Source organism: Streptomyces hydrogenans (assembly GCF_014656075.1).
Classification (GTDB): domain Bacteria; phylum Actinomycetota; class Actinomycetes; order Streptomycetales; family Streptomycetaceae; genus Streptomyces; species Streptomyces hydrogenans.
On the sequence record NZ_BNBS01000145.1, the window covers coordinates 1 to 18,719 of the forward strand.

Annotated in this window: 15 protein-coding genes; 11 read left to right on the forward strand and 4 right to left on the reverse strand. The window is 74.8% G+C overall.

The features are described from left to right. The coding region (locus tag IE321_RS36020; RefSeq protein WP_190226015.1) for a sensor histidine kinase at positions 1 to 2,330 on the reverse strand (2,330 nt) is incomplete at its 3' end. A 71-nt stretch (positions 2,331 to 2,401) separates the two neighbouring features. Next, positions 2,402 to 3,238: an MHYT domain-containing protein gene (locus IE321_RS36025; RefSeq protein ID WP_190226016.1), complete on the reverse strand. Its 837-nt coding sequence runs from the start codon at positions 3,236 to 3,238 to the stop codon at positions 2,402 to 2,404. Between the two features lie 151 nt (positions 3,239 to 3,389). On the opposite strand from IE321_RS36025, the gene IE321_RS36030 reads away from it, so the two are divergent. From IE321_RS36030 to IE321_RS36045, 4 genes are all read left to right on the forward strand, one after another. Next, a complete protein-coding gene (locus IE321_RS36030) occupies positions 3,390 to 3,998 on the forward strand; it encodes a class I SAM-dependent methyltransferase (protein ID WP_190226017.1) in 609 nt (202 codons plus the stop codon). Between the two features lie 188 nt (positions 3,999 to 4,186). Next, positions 4,187 to 6,412 (forward strand): InlB B-repeat-containing protein, encoded by a 2,226-nt coding sequence (locus tag IE321_RS42945; RefSeq protein ID WP_190226018.1) that lies wholly within the window; start codon positions 4,187 to 4,189, stop codon positions 6,410 to 6,412. 120 nt (positions 6,413 to 6,532) lie between these two features. Beyond that, positions 6,533 to 6,826, forward strand: a complete 294-nt coding sequence (locus tag IE321_RS36040) for a hypothetical protein (protein ID WP_107063418.1) — start codon at positions 6,533 to 6,535, stop codon at positions 6,824 to 6,826. A 90-nt stretch (positions 6,827 to 6,916) separates the two neighbouring features. Then, entirely contained in the window at positions 6,917 to 7,720 is an 804-nt protein-coding gene (locus IE321_RS36045) for a hypothetical protein (protein WP_190226019.1), read from the forward strand. 48 nt (positions 7,721 to 7,768) lie between these two features. Here the strand turns inward: IE321_RS36045 and IE321_RS36050 are convergent, their stop codons facing one another. Together IE321_RS36050 and IE321_RS36055 are read right to left on the reverse strand one after the other, a co-directional pair. Then, entirely contained in the window at positions 7,769 to 8,314 is a 546-nt protein-coding gene (locus IE321_RS36050) for an MOSC domain-containing protein (RefSeq protein WP_043232382.1), read from the reverse strand. Between the two features lie 48 nt (positions 8,315 to 8,362). Beyond that, positions 8,363 to 9,454 (reverse strand): acyl-CoA desaturase, encoded by a 1,092-nt coding sequence (locus IE321_RS36055; RefSeq protein ID WP_190226020.1) that lies wholly within the window; start codon positions 9,452 to 9,454, stop codon positions 8,363 to 8,365. A 277-nt stretch (positions 9,455 to 9,731) separates the two neighbouring features. Between IE321_RS36055 and IE321_RS36060 the strand changes: the two genes are divergently transcribed. The 7 genes from IE321_RS36060 to IE321_RS36090 all read left to right on the forward strand — a co-directional run. Continuing rightward, positions 9,732 to 12,683: an SCO1167/SCO6262 family helicase gene (locus IE321_RS36060; protein ID WP_229916700.1), complete on the forward strand. Its 2,952-nt coding sequence runs from the start codon at positions 9,732 to 9,734 to the stop codon at positions 12,681 to 12,683. Then, complete coding sequence (locus IE321_RS36065) at positions 12,680 to 13,990, forward strand: SWIM zinc finger family protein (protein ID WP_190226022.1); 1,311 nt, start codon at positions 12,680 to 12,682, stop codon at positions 13,988 to 13,990. Before IE321_RS36060 ends, IE321_RS36065 begins: the two co-directional genes overlap by 4 nt. 513 nt (positions 13,991 to 14,503) lie before the next feature. Beyond that, positions 14,504 to 16,003, forward strand: a complete 1,500-nt coding sequence (locus IE321_RS36070; protein WP_051842284.1) for an ATP-binding protein — start codon at positions 14,504 to 14,506, stop codon at positions 16,001 to 16,003. A gap of 1 nt (position 16,004) precedes the next feature. Beyond that, positions 16,005 to 16,412 carry a roadblock/LC7 domain-containing protein gene (locus tag IE321_RS36075; RefSeq protein WP_043225797.1) on the forward strand — a complete coding sequence of 136 codons (408 nt, stop codon included), beginning with the start codon at positions 16,005 to 16,007 and terminating at the stop codon, positions 16,410 to 16,412. Further along, positions 16,409 to 16,765: a DUF742 domain-containing protein gene (locus IE321_RS36080; RefSeq protein WP_043225795.1), complete on the forward strand. Its 357-nt coding sequence runs from the start codon at positions 16,409 to 16,411 to the stop codon at positions 16,763 to 16,765. Before IE321_RS36075 ends, IE321_RS36080 begins: the two co-directional genes overlap by 4 nt. Then, entirely contained in the window at positions 16,746 to 17,366 is a 621-nt protein-coding gene (locus tag IE321_RS36085) for a GTP-binding protein (RefSeq protein ID WP_043225794.1), read from the forward strand. The genes IE321_RS36080 and IE321_RS36085 overlap by 20 nt, the downstream gene beginning before the upstream one ends. Beyond that, the coding region (locus tag IE321_RS36090) for a cytochrome P450 (protein WP_190226023.1) at positions 17,363 to 18,719 on the forward strand (1,357 nt) is incomplete at its 3' end. The genes IE321_RS36085 and IE321_RS36090, both read left to right, overlap by 4 nt.

Genomic DNA, 18,719 nt, shown 5'->3' on the forward strand with positions numbered 1-18,719 from the left:
TGTGGTTCGGGCGCGGGGCGGCCGAAGCGGCGGGCCTCCGCGCGGTGGGCCTCCTCGCGCTCCCGGGCGGCCCGTTCCTCGCTCCGGGGGACGGCGGCCGACGGCGCGGCGGTTCCGGCGTCCAGGGGGTCGGCGGCGGTGCCGTGACCGGCGGACGGGGCGCCCTGGAGGAGGTCCGTGGGGAGCAGGACGACGGCGGTGGTGCCGCCGTACGGGGACGGCCGCAGGTGCACCTTGATGGCGTGCCGGGTGGAGAGGCGGCTGACGACGAAGAGTCCGAGGCGGTCGCTGTCGAAGAGGTCGAGGGCCTCGGACCGGTCGATGCGGGCGTTGGCCTCGGCGAGGGACTCCTTGCCCATGCCGAGGCCCCGGTCCTCGATCTCCAGGGCGTAGCCGTTGCCGACGGGTTCGCCGCTGACCCGGACCTTGGTGTGCGGCGGGGAGAACTGGGCGGCGTTCTCGATGAGTTCGGCGAGCAGGTGGGTGAGGTCGGCGACGGCGCCGCCCGCGACGGCGGTCTCGGGGAGCCGGCGCACCTCCACGCGCGCGTAGTCCTCGATCTCGGAGACGGCGGCGCGGACGACGTTGGTCAGCGGCACCGGCATCCGCCAGGCGCGGCCGGGGGCGGCGCCGGACAGGATGATCAGGCTCTCGGCGTGGCGTCGCATGCGGGTGGTGAGGTGGTCGAGGCGGAAGAGGTCGCCGAGTTCGCCGGGGTCGTCGGCGCGCCGCTCCATGCTGTCCAGGAGGTTGAGCTGGCGGTGCACGAGGACCTGGCTGCGGCGGGCGAGGTTGACGAAGACGCCGGAGATGCCGCTGGCCAGTTCGGCGCGTTCGACGGCCGCGGAGAGCGCGGCCCGGTGGACGGTGGTGAGGGCTTCGCCGACCTGGCCGATCTCGTCCTGGGCGGAGGGGCCCGGCGGGGCCTCGGCCAGGACGTCGATCTCCTCTCCGGCGCGCAGCCGGCCCATGGCGGCGGGGAGTTTGCGGCGGGCGATGCCGAGGGCGGTGTTGCGGAGGCTGACCAGCTCGACGACGAGACCGCGGCCGATGCGCACGGAGATGACGAGGGAGGCGGCGACGGCGACGAGGCCGAGGACGACGGCCGCGCCGGCGGGGCTGAGGATGCCGCCCGCGAAGGGTCCGGTGTCGTCGGCGGAGGCGGCGCGGGCGTCGTCCTCGACGGCGGCGAGACCGGTGCGTACGGCGGCGAGGGCGGGGTCCCAGTCGGCGGAGGGCGCGGCCTGGGCGGCGGGGCGGCCGTCGGCGGCGCTCGCGACGCGGTCCTCGGCCCCGGTGAGGCGGGCGTGGTCGGCGCCGTCGGCGAGCCGGGACCAGGCGGACCGGCCGGCCGGCGGGAGGTCGGCGGTGGCCGAGGCGAGGAGGGTCCGCCGGGTCTCTGCGGCGCCGGTGAAGGCGCGCTGGTGGTCGGCGGTCAGCCGGCCGGTGAGGTGGGCGGAGCCGAGGAGGGCGTCCTCGCGGGAGAGCATCTCGCCGGCCCGGGCGAGTTCGAGGAGCACGCGCGCGCGGGACCCCTGCCCGGTGTCCTGGATGCCGCTGAGGGCGCCGCCGACGGCGAAGCCGGACGAGACGGCGGTGGTGTACGCGTCGTACACCCGGTCCCAGTCGCCGCGTCCGTCGGCGGCGGCGGTCCGGAGGCGGGCGAGGCCGCGGACCTCGCCGACGAAGGCGCCGACGCGCTCGGCGACGTCGGCGGGCAGGTCGCCGGAGTCGCCGACGGTGTGGCCGCCGTCGAGGAGGAGCCGGTCGACGGCCTCGTCGGTGCGGCGGATCCGGTCCTTGAGCTCGGCGGCGCGGCCCGCGCCCGGGGCGGCGATCTGCCGTACGGCGGCCCGGCGTTCGTCCTGGAGCGCGGTGAGGACGGCCGACACCGGTTGCCGGATGTCGGCGTCGACGCGCTGGAGCTGGCGGATCCGGGCCATGTCCTGGGCGGTCGTGACGGTGGCGAAGCCCCAGAGGGCGAGGAGCGAGACGACCGGGACCATGAGGAGCGAGACGATCTTCGCCCGCACGGTACGGGGCCGCAGTCCGCGCCGCCGGGTCTCCGCGGCGGGAGCGTGGACGGTTCCGTGGAGGGGAGCGGTACCGGGCGCGGACGTGAGGTCGGGGGCGGCCGTGGAATCGGGTCCGGCGGCGGGCGCGGATCCGGCCGGGTCCTCCCCCTCTCCGGTCGCCCGACCGTCGGGCTCCGTGCCGGCGGCGCGGGGTTCGGGTTCGTCGGCGGGCGGCCCGGCGTGTGCGCGCCGCCCGCGTGCGGTCGCCGGAGGCGCGGGCGCCGCGGCGTCCTGGTTCTTGCGGGAAGTGCGCATGGGCTCCTCGTTCCGGCGGTGTCCGGCTGGGTGCGAAGGCGGTGCACGCGCGCGCGTGCGAGGGGAATCGGTCAGGGAGTGGGGGTCCGCAGCGGGTCGCGGCCGGCGCGGAAGCCGGGCGGGGCCACGTCGACCGCGCGCTCGTCCGGTTCGGTGAGGCGTTCGGCGGAGGCGTAGGCGGCCCGCTCCTTGGCCGTCGGGGAGAGGGCCACGAAGGCGGAGGTGATGAAGAGGTAGGAGCCGAGGCCGACGGCGAGCGGGAAGATGAACTGCATGACGGTGGCACCGGGGAGGTCCGCGGACGAGGGCTCGACCTCCACGGCCACGGCGAACATGCCCGTGTAGTGCATGCTGCTGACGGCGGCTCCCATGACGAGCGAGGCGAGCGCGACCGCGATCGGGGCGTGGATGTGGAGGGCGGCCCAGAGGGCGGCGGTGGCCGCGACGACCGCGATGAGGACCGAGAGGGCGACGAGCACCGGGTCGTAGTGGACGGTGCCGTGCAGGCGGAGGGCCGCCATGCCCATGTAGTGCATGCTCGCGACGCCGATGCCGGTCGTCAGTCCGCCGATCAGAAGTGATCGCACGCGGTCGCTTCCATAGCCGACGGCGAACACGCCGACCCCGACGACGCCCATGGCGATGACGAGGCTGAGGATGGTGAGCGGCACGTCGTAGCGGATGTCGGTGCCGGTGACGCCGAAGCCGAGCATCGCCACGAAGTGCATGGTCCAGATGCCGGTGCCGATCGAGGAGGCGGCGGTGAGCAGCCAGTTCCGTCGTGAACGGCCGGTCGCGTCGAGCGCGCGGACGGTGCAGCGCAGCCCGAGGGCGGCGCCGATGCAGGCCATCGCGTACGACAGCACAGGTGTCAGCCAGCCGAAGGTGGCGTGGTCCAGGTGTCCCATGACCTGGGGACGCTAGTGCGCACGTGGGGGCGCACCGGGGGCGCATTTCGAAAGCTGCTGGAATATGACGGAGAGAAGTTTCAGATCGATCGCGCGAGGCTCGAACGTGCACACAGAACGTTCACCCCGGTGAGTGGGCGATCATGAGCGCATGAGCGATGACCCCACAGATGTCCGAGCGTTCTTCGCCACCCGCGCGGCCGACTGGGACAGCCGTTTCCCCGACGACGGCCCCGCGTACGCCGCCGCCGTGGCCGAGATCGGACTGTCCCCGGGCGACTCCGTGCTCGACGCGGGCTGCGGCACCGGCCGCGCGCTGCCCCCGCTGCGCACCGCCGTGGGCGCGTCGGGGACGGTGATCGGCGCCGACCTCACCCCCGAGATGCTGGCCGAGGCCGTACGGGCCGGGCGGCTCGGCCCGGAGGGCGCCACGGCCCTGCTCCTCGCCGACGTCGGCGGCCTGCCGCTGCGCGACGGCGGGCTCGACGCGGTCTTCGGCGCCGGACTCGTCTCCCACCTGGCCGATCCGGTCGCCGACCTGCGCGAACTCGCCCGCGTCGTACGCCCCGGCGGACGGCTCGCGCTCTTCCACCCCATCGGCCGCGCGGCGCTCGCGGCCCGGCACGGACGGCAGATCACCCCGGACGACCTCCGCGCCGAGCCCCGGCTGCGCCGCGTCCTCGCCGAGGCCGGCTGGCGGCTCGACACCTATGTGGACGAGGACGCCCGCTTCCTCGCCCTGGCCGTACGGGAAGGCTGACGTCCGGCGCCCGGACCCGCGCACGGCCATGCGGAGCACACCCTCCCCGGACACCCCGTCGGGCCGGGTGATTCTCCCGACGATCAGGTGATCACCCGATCCGATCGAGGAACCCTCCTTCTCGTTTCTGCAGGTGAACCCGGCGAGCCGCCGACGACGCGGCCGCCCCGGGGAAACAGGAGGAAGAGATGGCCCGCTACAGATGGAGGGGCGGCGCGGCCCTCGGAGCCATGGCTCTGGGCGTCACCGCCGTCACCGGATTCGCGCCGCCGGGCAGCGGCGACGGATCCGGGGCGGCCGCCCGGGAGCGCGCGGAGCGCGCCGTCGTGGCGGCGGGGGCCTTCAGCCCCGACACCGGCGCACGCGTGACGAACAAGGCGACCCACATGACCCGCACCGGACCGGCCGGCGGCGACGCGGGCGAGTCCTTCGGCGCGGAGTTCGTCCGTGGCCGGATCGCGCGGGTCCTGCCGGCCGCCCTGGCACCCGTCTGCGGCACCGGCCACGGCCGCGAGGCGACCTTCCCGCTCTTCGGGGACGTGGTCGTCCAGGCGGTGGAGGCCACCCGGAGCACGGTCGGCTCCACCCTGGTCTGGCACGGCCGGGTGGCCGGCGCCCTCGACCAGAACGTGGTCCTCACCCTCGACGGCGGCTGCGACAGGACGCCCGGCAACGAGATCCTCAGCGGGCAGTTCATGCTGGGCGGCGACCTGTACGCGATCCGCCCGGTCGGCCCGGGCCGCGTCCTCGTCACCCAGGGCACCCCGCTGACCGACGAGGACGAGCCCCGGCCCACCGAAGCCCCGGCCGCCGCGCCCGCCACCGCGCGGACCGGCACCGGCGCACCGACCGACGCCGGCCCGACCCTTCGGGACACCCCCGCCTCCAGGGCCGCCGCCTGCAAGGGCGGCAAGGGCTACGCCCTGATCGACGTGCTGGTGGGCTACACGCCCGGGGCCCGTACCGAGGCCGGCGGCGACGCCCAGATCAAGGCGCTCGCGGCCCAGGGCATCGCCCTCGGCAACGACGCCTTCTCGGCCAGCGGCACCAAGGTCAGGCTGCGGCTCGTCGGCACCGCTCTCGTCTCCGTGCCGGCCTCCCTCGACGGCGTCACCAACAAGCTCCTCAGCGCGGTCGCGATCCCCTCGGACGGCGTCGCGGACACCCTCGCCACCCAGCGGGACCAGTACGGGGCCGACGTCGTCTCCGTCCTCGCCGCGGGCCGGCTGGCCGGCGGTCTCGGCTACACCCCGCCCGATCCGGGCCCGGCCACCGCGCCCTGGGGCTACAACGTCGTCGGCCGGGCCGCCGTCGCCAACTACTCCATGGGCCACGAGATCGGCCACAACATGAGCGCCGACCACGACCGCGTGACCCAGCCGGTCCAGCCCGAGAACGGCGCCACCGGCTACTTCCCGGCCAAGGGCGACTGGTCGACCGTGATGGCGTACGAGTCCAGCTGCCGCAAGGCGACCAAGGGCGTCTGCACCCGCATCAACCGCTTCGCCAACGCCGCCCAGACCTACCGGGGCGAGCGCCTCGGCGTCCCGCTGAACAAACCGGACTCGGCCGACACCGCCGACGTGCTCGGCACCACCGGCAGGGCCGTCGCCGCCTACCGGTCGGCCAAGACCTCCGACGCCCTGTGCTCCGTCACCTCCTCGGTCACCCCGAAGGGCTCCGGGACCGTCAAGGCCGCGCAGCCCGGGCCGTACCCCCAGGGCACCCTGTCGAGCCACACGGCGACGGCGGCGAAGGGCTACGTCTTCAGCGGCTGGACGCTGGACGGCAGGGCGGCCAAGGGCGGCGCCTCCGGCTTCCGGGTCCCGGCGGGCGACCACACCCTCGTCGCCGCCTTCAAGAAGGGCACCACGCCGACCTCCAAGGTGAGCACGACGACCAGCGGCAAGGGCACGGTCAAGAAGGCCCCCGCCAAGCGGGCCGAGGCCGAGGGCGCCGACCTGTTGTACGAGGCCGTGCCGGCCGCCGGCTGGGACTTCGCGGGCTGGCGCCTCGACGGCTCGCACGCCGGTGACGACGACAGCCTCGCCCTCACCGTCGGCCAGGACGACATGGAGCTCACCGCCCTCTTCGAGGAGCGGCGCCACGAACTGCGGGTCGAGCAGCGGGGCCACGGCAGCGTGGAGCTCTCGCAGGACGGCCCGTACTCCGACGGCGACACGGTGACCGCGACGGCCGTGCCCGCCCCCGGGTACGTCTTCACCGACTGGCTGCTCGACGGCGAACCGTACGGCGGTGACGAGGAGAGCGCCAGGGGCGAGACCGCCGTCTCCTTCGAGGAGACCGGCCACACCCTGACGGCCGTCTTCACCCGCGCCGCCGGACACCCCGACGCCGGACACGACCCCGGCACCGACCCCGGGTACGGCTCCGGGACGCGCGCCCGCCGCTAGCGGTGGCCGGGACCGCTCCCAACGCCCCCTTCTGCCCCGGCACTTCACTGTCTACCGTGGGAGTGCCGGGCAGTCGTGCCCGGGGAAAGGCGGCCGGCCGTGGCACGGATAGCGGAACGCATGCGCAAGCTCCTCCCCTCCGCCCGACGCTCGTCCGGGAGCGAGGCGGCCCCACCCCCGGCCCGTGGCGGACGCCAGGGCCACAACCTCTTCGAGGCGGCGGCGGTCTACGTGGCCGCCTGCGCCGAGGACGACCAGGAACGGCAGGAGGAGGCCGTGACCTGGGTCTCCCCCGGCCAGCTCGCCTTCGGCGTCAACGAGCTGGCCTGCCGCGCCCTGCTCACCCTCGCCCGGGAGCGGAACCAGACCCCCGAGACCGTCGCCCGCTCCCTGCTCGGGGTCAAGGGGCGCTGAGTCTCACACTCCGAGGACCCTCGACGCGCGGGTTACTCACTGGTTAAGGTGCGCCGACGATCCGTTGGGGAGCGAGATGGGGAGGATGCCGTGGCGGCTACGGAACCGGCGGCCGGGGACGACTCGCTGTACGTCCTGACCGCGTGCCTGCTGACGCCCGCGCGCTTCCCGAGCGTGCTCGGCGACGACTACCCGGCGGCCTGCGCGGCCCTCGGCCTCGCGCCGTACGAGGAGGGGTACGGGCTCCTCTTCGGCCAGGACGGGCTCGGCGCGCGCTGGACGGTCGTCATCGACGACGTGTCGCTGGTCGCGGTGGCGATCGCCTCCTGGGACTGCGGCATGGCCTACGACCTCTCCCCCGACGAGTCGTCCGTGGTCGCCGGGCTGCCCGGCTGGCCGCTGCCGGTCGCCACCAAGGCGCCCGGGGTCCCCGACCCGCACGACCCCGAGCCCGAGGAGGGCGACCCCGCTCCGCTGACCCCGCCCACCGGGGACGTCTGGGGCCCCGCGCAGCGCCGGCTCGGTGCCGACGAGGTGGCCCTGCACTGGAACGAGTGGCGGGACCGGATCGCCCCCGGGCCCGCCCAGGAGCGGCCCGCCGCCGCGCCGACCACCGCGCAGGATCCGTACACCGGCGTGCGCCGCGCCCTGGAGGAGCTGCGCGGTTATCTGGAGGAGCCGCCACCGGCCGGCCGGGTGCGATCCGGCTTCGCCGGCGAGGGCGCGCGGACGATCCGCGCGGACGGCCCCGGCTGGTCGCTGGTGGCCCGCACCGACGACATGGCCTTCGTCCTCCTCGACGACCTGCCGCGCGAGGTGCTCCCGGTCACCCGCGGCCCGCAGCTGCCCGCACTGCTCGAAGGGCTCGACGCGATCGCCGTACGCCCCACCTAGCCGTGGGCCCCTCCTGAGGAGGGGCTCAGGGTCCGCGCGGCCGGAGGCTCAGACGCGCTCCAGCGGGCGGTGCGGGCCGGCCGGCACTTCGACCCGGATCGGGTCGCCGGGCCTGACCTCGCCGCCGGTCAGCACGATGCCCATGATCCCGGCCTTGCGGACGAGCTCGCCGTCGGCGTCGCGGCCGACCACCTGCTTGAGCAGGCCGTGGCGGAAGTTGTCGATCTGGGCGCACGGGTTGCGCAGCCCGGTGACCTCGACGACGGCCTCCGCGCCGAGGTGGAGGCGGGCGCCGGTGGGCAGGGCGAGCAGGTCGATGCCGTGGGTGGTGACGTTCTCGCCGAGGTCGCCGGGGTTCACCTCGAAGCCGGCTCCGGCGACCTCGTCGAAGAGTTCGCCGTGGATGAGGTGGACCTGCCGGAGGTTCGGCTGGGTGGGGTCCTGGGCGACCCGCGAGCGGTGCTTCACCGTGACGCCGGCGTGGACGTCGCCCTCCACGCCGAGCCCGGCGAGGAGCGTGATGGCCTCGCGGTTGGGCTTGGTGAAGGAGTAGGTGCCGTTGCTGCTGACGGTGGTGACGGTGCCGTCGCTCATGTGGGAGACCCCCCTGGTGCTCGTCGATGACCGGATGCGCGTTCGACCCTACTCCGGGCGTCCCGCGTGCTCCTCGCGGAGGGGGGCGCCGACCTCGTGGAGGTGGCCGAGCGCCTGCCGGTAGGAGTCGACGAAACCGGTCTCCGTGTACGGGATGCCCAGGGCCCGGCAGTGGGCGCGGACGGCGGGCTGGGCGAGCCGCAGGTGCGGGCGGGGCATGGAAGGGAAGAGGTGGTGCTCGACCTGGTAGTTGAGGCCGCCGAGGAACCAGTCGGTGAGGGCGCCGCCCCGGATGTTGCGGGAGGTCAGGACCTGGCGGCGCAGGTGGCCCCAGCTGTCGGAGTCCTCGTGCTCGTCGGGCCGCTCCATGCCCTTGTGGTTGGGGGCGAAGGCCAGGCCGAGGTGGACGCCGAACAACATCTGGTGGACGAGCGCGAGGACCAGGGCCTGGGCGGGCGTGAGGGCGGCGAGGAGGAGCGTCGCGTATCCGGCGAAGTGGAGGAGGAGCAGGGCGCCTTCGGTGAGGCGCTCGCCGCGGGTGCGGTAGGGGCCGTCCTTCGCGAGCAGGGCGCGGACGCCGTACAGCTTGAGCGCGAGGCCCTCCAGGGTGGTGAGCGGGAAGAAGAGCAGGGCCTGGTGGCGGGTGAGGAAGCCGCGCAGACCGGTGCGGCCGGCGGTCTGGTGCTCGGCGAAGACGAGGACGTCGGCGGCGACGTCCGGGTCCTTGTCGAGGTGGTTGGGGTTCGCGTGGTGGCGGTTGTGCTTGTCGTTCCACCACTCCCGGCTCATGCCGAGGAGGAGGTTGGCGTGGACGAGCTGGATCGCCCGGCCGGCCCGGCGGTCCCGGGTGATCTGGGCGTGGCCGGCGTCGTGGGCGGTGAAGGCGGCACGGGCGGAGAGCAGCGCGAGGGGCACGGCGAGGAGGACGGACCACCAGGTCGGGCCGGCGAGGAGCAGGACGGCGGCCACGGCGACGAGGCCCAGGAGGGTGACGGCGATGTCCCGGGCGTACCAGCCGGGCCGGTGGTCGAGCAGGCCCTGGCCCTTCACCAGGCGCAGGAGCGGGGAGAACTCGCTGCCGCCGCCCCGCGTCCGGGCGGCGGGCGCCGGGGCGGGGGCGAGGGCGGTGGCCTGGGGCATGGGAGGGCTCCGGCTTCTGTGAGGTGGGGACGGCTGCCGTCCGCGCCGAGGGGGCGGTGGCGGTCTTCACCGTACGAATCCGTGACGGCCCGGAGCCATGGCGTCACCACCCGGCCGGGGGCGGGGGCGGGCCGGGGCCGGGGGGTGGGGTGTTCCCCACCCCCCGGGCCGGACGGGCGCACATGTGTCGGGCGTCACGCGCGGATGGGCGCGTTCCGGCCTGCCGGTGGGGTAAGGTCGGCCGTTCCCTCGCAGCTAGTCAAATTTGAGGAATGTGTTGACGTCGTCGCCCGGATCCTCTCGCCCCTCCGCCGCACCCGCTGCCGTCTTCCTGCCCGCCGACCCGCCGCGCACCGGCCGGATCTACCTCTGGTCCCCCGAGGACGAGCCCCTTCCCTCGCCCGGACCGGCCGGAGCCGCACCCGACGAACTCATCGTCGTCGACGCCGCCGACCTCCGGACCGTCTCCGTCCCGGCGCTCTCCCTGTCCGTACGGGACGCCCTGCCCTTCCTCGCCCGCGCCCGGCTCGCCGGCGACGCCGACCCGGCCACCGCCTTCTGGGGCGGTGCCGCGCTCCTGGGGCTGGACCTCGCGGCGCGCGGGCTGCTGCTGCCCGGCGTGACGGCCGGCGGTCACGACGCCTGGCGGGCGGGGCCGTTGGGGCCCGAGGAGCTGGACCGGCTGAGGACCCTGGCCGCCTCGATGCCTCCGACGGCGCACGCCGTGCCGCTGGACCCGGCGCGGGGCGACGAGGAGGCGGAGGACCCGCTGCTGCCTGAGCCCGAGACACTGCTGCGGGCCTTCCTGGACGCGGTCGCCGACACCCTTCCCCGCACCCCCGCCGCCGCGCTCGCCGCCGGCGGCCAGGCGTTCGCCGCCGAGGAGCCGCAGGCCGTTCCCGAACAGCGGGCGTGGGCGGCCGATCTGGCGGCCGGTCACGACGCGGGCGTACGGCTGTCGCTCCGCCTGGAGCTCGCGGGCACCGGTGCCTCCGCCGCGGAGGCACCGGCCTTCCGCGCCGTGCTCCAGCTGCATTCCGCCGCCGATCCGGCACTGGTCGTGGACGCGGCCGACGCCTGGTCGGGCGCCGGCCCCGCGGCGGCCGCCCTCGTGCCGCGCGCGCGGATGGACGCCCTGCTGGCGCTGCGGCGGGCCGCCCGCGCCCGGCAGCCGCTCGCCCCGCTGCTGACGGCGGCCGTGCCGGACGCGATGGAGTTGGCCGACGAGGAGATCGTCGAGCTGCTGGGCCCCGCGTCGCGCGCGCTCGCCGCGACCGGCATGCGGGTGCACTGGCCGCGCGAGCTGGCGGACCGGTTCACCACGCGCGCGGTGATCGGGCCGGTCGAGGAGCCCGGGGCCGAGGCGGAGCACGGGCCGGTCGAGGAGCCCGGGGCGGCCGGGTCCGTACCCGTCGGTTCCGGCGGCGGCGGGGTGCCGTCCTTCCTCTCCGCCGACGCGCTGCTCGCCTTCAACTGGCGCTTCTCCGTGGGCGACCAGGAGCTGACCCGGGCCGAGCTGGACCGGCTCGCCGAGGCCGGACGCCCGCTCGTCCGGCTCCGCGACCGGTGGGTGCTGATCGACCCGGCGGAGGTGCTGCGGGCCCGGGAGCGGCAGGACCGCAAGGTGACGCCGGTGGACGCGCTCGCGGCCGTCCTCACCGGCAGCGCGGACGTCGACGGGCGTCCGGTCGAGGTGGTCGCGACCGGCGCCCTGGAGCGGCTCCGGGAGCGGCTCGCCGACCCCGAGGGCGGGGTCCGGGAGGTCCCGCAGCCCGCCGGGCTCGCCGCCACCCTGCGCGACTACCAGCTGCGCGGCCTGAACTGGCTGCACCGGATGACCTCGCTCGGCCTCGGCGGCTGCCTCGCCGACGACATGGGCCTCGGCAAGACCATCACCGTCATCGCGCTCCACCTCTACCGGCAGGACGAGCCGGCCACGGCGGGCCCCACCCTCGTCGTCTGCCCCACCTCGCTGATGGGCAACTGGCAGCGGGAGTTCGAACGGTTCGCGCCCGGCACCCGGGTGCGCCGCTTCCACGGCACCGCGCGCGATCTGGACGGGCTCGCGGACGGGGACGTCGTCCTCACCACCTACGGCACCATGCGGCTCGACGCCGAGCGGCTGGCCGCCCGCCCGTGGGGGCTGCTGGTGGCCGACGAGGCCCAGCACGTGAAGAACCCCTACTCGGCGACGGCCCGCCGGCTGCGGACGATCGGCGCACGCGCGCGCGTGGCGCTGTCCGGCACGCCCGTGGAGAACAACCTCTCCGAGCTGTGGGCGATCCTCGACTGGACGACCCCGGGCCTGCTCGGCGGGCTCGGGGCCTTCCGGCGCCGGTACGCGGCCGCCGTCGAGGAGGGCACGGACCCGGCGGCGGCCGAGCGGCTCGGCGCGCTGGTCCGCCCGTTCCTGCTGCGCCGCCGCAAGGCCGACCCGGGCATCGCGCCGGAGCTGCCGCCGAAGACCGAGACCGACCGGGCCGTCTCCCTGACGCCGGAACAGGCCGGGCTCTACGAGGCGGTGGTGCGCGAGAACCTGCTCGCCATCGGGGAGGCCGAGGGCATGGCGCGGCGCGGCCTGGTGGTGAAGCTGCTGACCTCGCTCAAGCAGATCTGCAACCACCCCGCCCAGTACCTGAAGGAGGAGCGGCCGCGGATCGCCGGCCGCTCGGGGAAGCTGGAGCTCCTGGACGAACTCCTCGACACGATCCTGGCCGAGGAGGCGAGCACCCTGGTCTTCACCCAGTACGTGGGCATGGCCCGGCTGCTGGAGGCGCACCTCGCCGAGCGCGGGGTGGCGACGCAGTTCCTGCACGGCGGCACCCCGGTCGCCGCGCGGGAGGCGATGGTCGCCCGCTTCCAGGCCGGTGAGGTGCCGGTCTTCCTGCTGTCGCTGAAGGCGGCCGGGACGGGCCTCAACCTCACCCGCGCCGAGCACGTGGTGCACTACGACCGCTGGTGGAACCCGGCCGTGGAGGCGCAGGCCACCGACCGGGCCTACCGGATCGGGCAGACCCGGCCGGTGCAGGTGCACCGGATCATCGCGGAGGGCACGGTCGAGGACCGGATCGCGGCCCTGCTCGACCGCAAGCGGGAGCTGGCCGACGCGGTGCTCGGCGGCTCGGGCGACACGCCGGCGGAGCTGACCGAACTGACCGACGCCGAACTGGCGGAGCTGGTGCGGCTGCGCGGGGACGACGACCGGCACGGGAACGGGGACGGACGATGAGCGGGTACGGGACGGACCGGGAGTCCGAGGAACTGACCTTCGCGGCGCCGCCGCCGGTGCGGGGCGGGGCCTTCACCCGCACCTGGTGGGGCCAGGCGTGGCTCAAGGCGCTCGACGACTCGGCGCTCGACGCGCAGCAGGTGAAGGCCGGCCGGCGGCACGCGCGGGCCGGAGCCGTCGGCGCCGTGTCGGTGCGGCCCGGGCGGATCACCGCGGTCGTACGGGATCCCGACGGCGGCGCGTACCGCGGCGACGTGCTGGTGCGCGTCCTCACCGACGAGGAGTGGGACCGGCTGCTCGACCTCGCCGTCGACAGCGCCGGGCACATCGCCGCGCTGCTCGACCACGAGATGCCGCCGCACCTGGTGGAGGACGCGGCCGGGGTCGGCGTCGAACTGCTGCCGGGCGTCGGCGACCTGGAACCGGAGTGCGCCTGCGAGGCGTGGGACCACTGCCCGCACACGGCGGCGCTCTGCCACCAGATGGCGCGGATCCTGGACGAGGACCCCTTCGCGCTGCTCCTCCTGCGGGGACGGGGGCAGCGGGCCGTCGTGGACGCGCTCCAGGCCCGCAGCGCCGCCCGCGCGGGCGGCGCCGGGGCGGGCGCGCCGCGGGACGCCGGGACCGGAAGCGCTCCGGCCGGGGTGTCGGCCGCCGAGGCGTGCGCGCTGCGGGACATCCTGCCGCCGCTGCCCGACGTGCCGGTGCCGGAGGCGGTGCCCGGGGAACCGCCGTCGCTGGACACGGAGACGGATCCGGAGCCCGGGGTGGAGCCCGCCGCCCTGGAGTTCCTGGCGGCGGACACCGCGGCCCGCGCCCACCGGCTGCTCACCGAGCTGCTGGCCGCCCGGCCGACCCCTCCGGGCGTCGCCGCGACGGGCCTGACGGTCGCCGAGGACGCGGTGCGGCTCGCGGGCGGCCGGCCTCCGGCGTGGGTCGCCGGTCGGCTCGCCGCGCGGACCGGCCGGTCCCGGGCGGGTCTGGACCTGGCCACGCGCGCGTGGCGGTGGGCCGGGGCGCCGGCCCTCGCGGTGCTGGAGGAGTCCTGGACCCCGGACGAGGCGGCCCTGGCCCGGGCGGCGGCGCGGCTCGCCGAGGCGTGGGAGGACGGCGAGGGCCCGGAGCTGAGCCGCTCCGGGGCGCGCTGGACGGTGGCGGGCGCGGAGGCGGAGCTGCGCCTCGGCGAGGACGGCCGGTGGTGGCCGTACCGTCACGAGGGGGGCGTGTGGACGCCCGTGGGTCCGGCGGACCGGGATCCGGCGGCGGCACTGACGACGGCGACGGGCGAGGGCGAGCGGGACGGGTAGGACGCGGGCGCCGCTCCGCGAGGGCCGGAGCGCGCCCCCGGCGCGGGCCGAGGGCCCGGGCTCCCCGTACGGGAGTCCGGGCCCTCGGCGCGTTTCGGAATGACCGGTAAAAAGTACGGGCGCTGATCAGTTGTTGTCATTTTCGATACGCATTCCTGTTCCCTTATGGAGCTGGATTGACTGATAGAACCCTTCCTTCCATCGAGGTCACACGCCAATCCCGAACTGACTATGCTCCGCAGATGTGTTGCGCCTCGCTCACAGCGAGTCATGAACGCTGGGAGCGGGCGCCGACGGAGCACGGCCGCGAGGAGACGAGGGCATCGACGCGTGGGCGAAGGAACCCGACAGCGGTCCCATTCGAGCACGTGTGCGCAACCGATCGAATGTCCCCTCTTTCCTGTCGGTACGTCGCGCCACTTCAGTCCGCTTCCTATTCCAGACTGTTTAGGGAAACCGTTGATGGTTCGCGCAGGTTCAACTTCCAGAGCCAGGCCGGGTGCGACGGCTCCGGTGTGGCTCGTCCCGCCGGGGGTGCTCGCCGTCCTCTTCGCCATAGGGCTGCTCTTCGCGCCTGCGCAGATACGGACTCCGGTGGCCTGGTACGGCTTCGCGGCGGTCTCCCTCACGGTCGGCAGCACGGCGCTGACCGTACGCCTGGCGCGGGCGGCCGAGGAGGCCCGTCACACCGGCGCGCTGCGGGCGGCGCGGCAGGCCCACGCGGAGAGCGAGGCCGCGATGCTCGCGCGCCTGGCCGACCAGCGGACCAGCACCGTGTGGATGGCCGAGGAGCTGCTGCCCGCGGCCGTCGCCCGGCTCCAGAAGGGCGACCCCGCCTCGGAGATCGTGAACTCCGTCCGCTTCGGCGACCACCTCGACGACGGGTTCACCGAGGCCCTGCGGGACGCCCTCAGGACCCTCCTGGAGGCCGTCGAGGCCGAGGAGAACACCCGCGACTCCTCCCAGCGCGCCCTGGTGGCCGTCGCCCGCCGCGTCCAGGCGATCGTGCACCAGCTCGCCAAGGACCTGCGGGAGATGCAGATGGTCCACGGCACGGACCTGGTGCTCGCCCGCGGCCTGCAGGACGTCGACCACCGCAACGCGCTCATCGGCCGCCTCGCGGCGAGCATCGCCGTCCTCGGCGACGCCCGCCCCGGACGCCAGTGGTCGAAGCCCATCCCCCTCTACGACGTGCTGCGCGGCGCCATGTCGCGGATCGTGGACTACCCCCGCGTGAAGCTCCAGTCCGTCACCGAGGCGGCGGTGATCGGCCCCGGCGCCGAGCCGCTGATCCACCTGCTCGCCGAACTCCTCGACAACGCCACGACGTTCTCGCCGCCGCACTCGCCGGTCGAGGTGAGCGCCGTCGAGGTGCCCTCCGGCATCGCGATCGAGATCGAGGACCGCGGCGTCGGCCTCACCGAGGAGGTCCGGCACCGCATCAACCGCGTCATGACGGACTCGGCTTCCGGCCTCTTCCTCGCCGGCCTGGGCGAGGTGACCCAGCTCGGCCTGCCGGTGGTGGCCCGACTGGCCCGCGAGCACGGCTGCGACGTCGACCTGCGTCCCTCCGCCTACGGAGGCGTACGGGCCGTGATCCTCGTACCCCGGCGCCTGATCACCACGGTGGAGAAGCCCGTGATGAGAACCCCGGAGCCGGCGCGCAAGCGCGCGGCCGGACCGCTCCGCCCGCTGCCGTCGCGCACCGCCCCGCCGGTGCCGCCGCAGGCCCCGGCGCCGCTGCCGGTGCCCCCGCCCACCCCTCTCCTCCCCACCTCCTTCGACGAGGGCGCGGCGCCGTTCATCGACGGGCAGACCCTCAACGGCCTGCCCAAGCGCCGCCGCGACTCGCCCGTCCCCACGCCGGTCCTCCGCACCGGCCCCGAGCCCACGCCCGCCCCCAGCAATCCCGCCCGCCAGCCCGGGCTGATGTGGGAGGCATTCAACGGCGACAAGCGCTCGGGCACCGCATCCCCCACTCCGTACAGCCAGCCGTCTGATGAGGTCGAATAACATGCAGCCACTGCCCAACATCGACTGGATGCTCACCGAGCTCGTGGGCGGCGTTCCGCACGTACGGCACGTGGTCGTCCTCTCGGCGGACGGTCTCAGCATCGGCCAGGCCAACACGGCGCCCGACACCGCCGACGCGATCGCCGCCGCCTGCTCCGGCATCCAGAGCCTCGCCCGTGCGATCGCGCAGATGTTCCCGCACGGCAACGGCTCGACCCACATGGTCGGCATCGAGGCCGACGGCGGCTACTTCTCCCTGATGGCGGCCGGCCCCGGCGCCTACCTCGCCGTCCTGGCCGACGCGGAGGTGGACGCCGGACTGCTCGGCGACCGCATGCGGACGCTCGTGACCCGGATCGGCCGGCACATGACCAGTCCGCCGCGTGAAGACGTCCGGCAGGCGATGTGACTTCGGACAACCCGAAGCCCTGGGAGGAGGGCACCCCCGTACCGCTGTACGTCATCACCGGCGGCGAGGGGACTTCGGCCAAGGCCTTCGACCTGGTCACCCTGATCGCGACGAGGGCCGAGCCCGAGCCCTCGATGCAACCCGAGCAGGCGTCCATCCTCACCATGTGCGCGTACCCGCTGTCGGTGGCCGAGGTCTCGGCCTACCTCAGCCTTCCGTTCAGCGTCGTCACCGTGCTGCTGTCCCAGCTCGTCGACGACGAACGCGTCGAGGCGATTGCACCCGTGCCCGTCGCGGCCTTCCCCGACCGCGGCCTTTTGGAGGCGGTGATCCATGGACTACGGAGACTCTGACACGCTCAGGGCGGGGCCGCGCGTGCCCGACCTGCTGCTGCCGCACGGCGCCAGGGGCGTCAAGGTGGTCGTCGTCGGCGGCTTCGGCGTGGGCAAGACCACGATGGTCGGAGCGGTGAGCGAGATCCAGCCGCTGACCACCGAGGAACGCATGACCCAGGCCGGCGTCGGGATCGACCACAACCCGGGTGTGAGCGGCAAGAACACCACGACCGTGGCGATGGACTTCGGCCGGATCAGCATCAACGAGGAACTGATCCTCTACCTGTTCGGCACCCCCGGACAGGAGCGCTTCTGGTTCCTCTGGAACGGCATCTTCGAGGGCGCGCTCGGCGCCGTCGTCCTCGTCGACACCCGCAGGATCGAGGTCTGCTTCGAGGTCATCACCCGCCTGGAGGACCGCCGCGTCCCCTTCGTGGTGGCCGTCAACACCTTCCCCGAGGCCCCCCAGTACCCGCTACCCGAACTGCGCACGGCCCTGGCCCTCAGCGACTCCGTCCCCCTGGTCACCTGTGACGCCCGCGACCGGGCGTCCTGCCGGGACGCGCTGCTCTCGCTGATGGTCTACCTGTGCACCCTCGCCGCCCAGGAGACCGCATGACCCTCCCCGCCCACGAGCACGCCGCGCAGGACCCGGGGCTCGTCCCGCCGCCCGGCTGCCCGGCCCACGCGGCCACCGGACCCGGCGGCGCGGCCCGGCTCTACGGCCCCGCCGCCGAGACCGACCCCATGGGCCTGTACGAGGAACTGCGCGCCGTCCACGGACCGGTGGCGCCCGTCCTCCTCGACGGCGACGTCCGGGCCTGGCTCGTCCTCGGCTACAACGAGAACCGCGACGTCGCGACCCGCGCCACCCAGTTCTCCCGCGACCCCCGGGTCTGGCACGGCTGGAGCACCGGGGAGATCGACCCCGCCACCTCCCCGCTGATGCCCATGATCGGCTGGCGTCCCGACTGCGTCTGCGCGGACGGCGAGGAGCACCAGCGGCTGCGCAGCGCGGTCACCGCCTCGCTCGACCAGTTCGACCACCGGGGGATCCGGCGCCGCATCAACCGCTTCGCCCACGAGCTGATCGACACCTTCTGCGAGGCGGGCGAGGCGGAGCTGGTCGACCGCTTCACCGAACACCTGCCGATGCTCACCCTGATCCACCTGCTGGGCATGTCCGACGAGGAGGCGCCGAAGCTGGTGGAGGCCGCGCGCGACCTCTTCAAGGCGACCGCGACCTCGCTGGCGAGCAACGCCTTCGTGGTCGGGAGCCTGGAACACCTGGTCCAGGAGAAGCGCGTGAAGCCCGGGATGGACATCGCCTCCGCGCTGCTCTCCCACCCGGCGGGGCTCACCGACGAGGAGGTCGTGCACCACCTGCGGCTGATCCTGCTCGCCGGGTACGAGACGACCGCCAACCTGATGTCGAACGTGCTGCGGATGGTGGTCACCGACCCGCGGTTCCGCGGCTCGCTGGCCGGCGGCCAGATGACGCTGCCGGAGGCCGTCGAGCAGGTCCTGTGGGACGAGCCGCCGCTGATGGTCTGCCCCTCCCGCTACGCCAACGGCGACACCACGCTCGGCGGACAGCGGATCATGGCGGGCGACATGCTGCTGCTGGGGCTGGCGGCCGGGAACATGGACCGGGCGGTCCGCCCGGATCCGGCGGCGCCCGTGCACCACAACCGCGCGCACCTGTCCTTCAGCGCCGGCAGTCACGAGTGCCCCGGTCAGGACGTCGGCCGCATCATCGCCGACACCGGCATCGACATCCTGCTCACCCGGCTGCCCGACATCGTCCTGTCGGTCCCGGAGGAGCAGCTCAGCTGGCGCTCCTCCACCTGGGCGCGGCACCTGACGGCGCTGCCCGTGTCCTTCGCCCCGCGGGCGCCGCGGGGCCGGCAGTCGGAGGCTCCTCTGCCGGCGGCCCCGGCGCCGCACGCGGCGGGCGTCCCGGCGCCGGTCG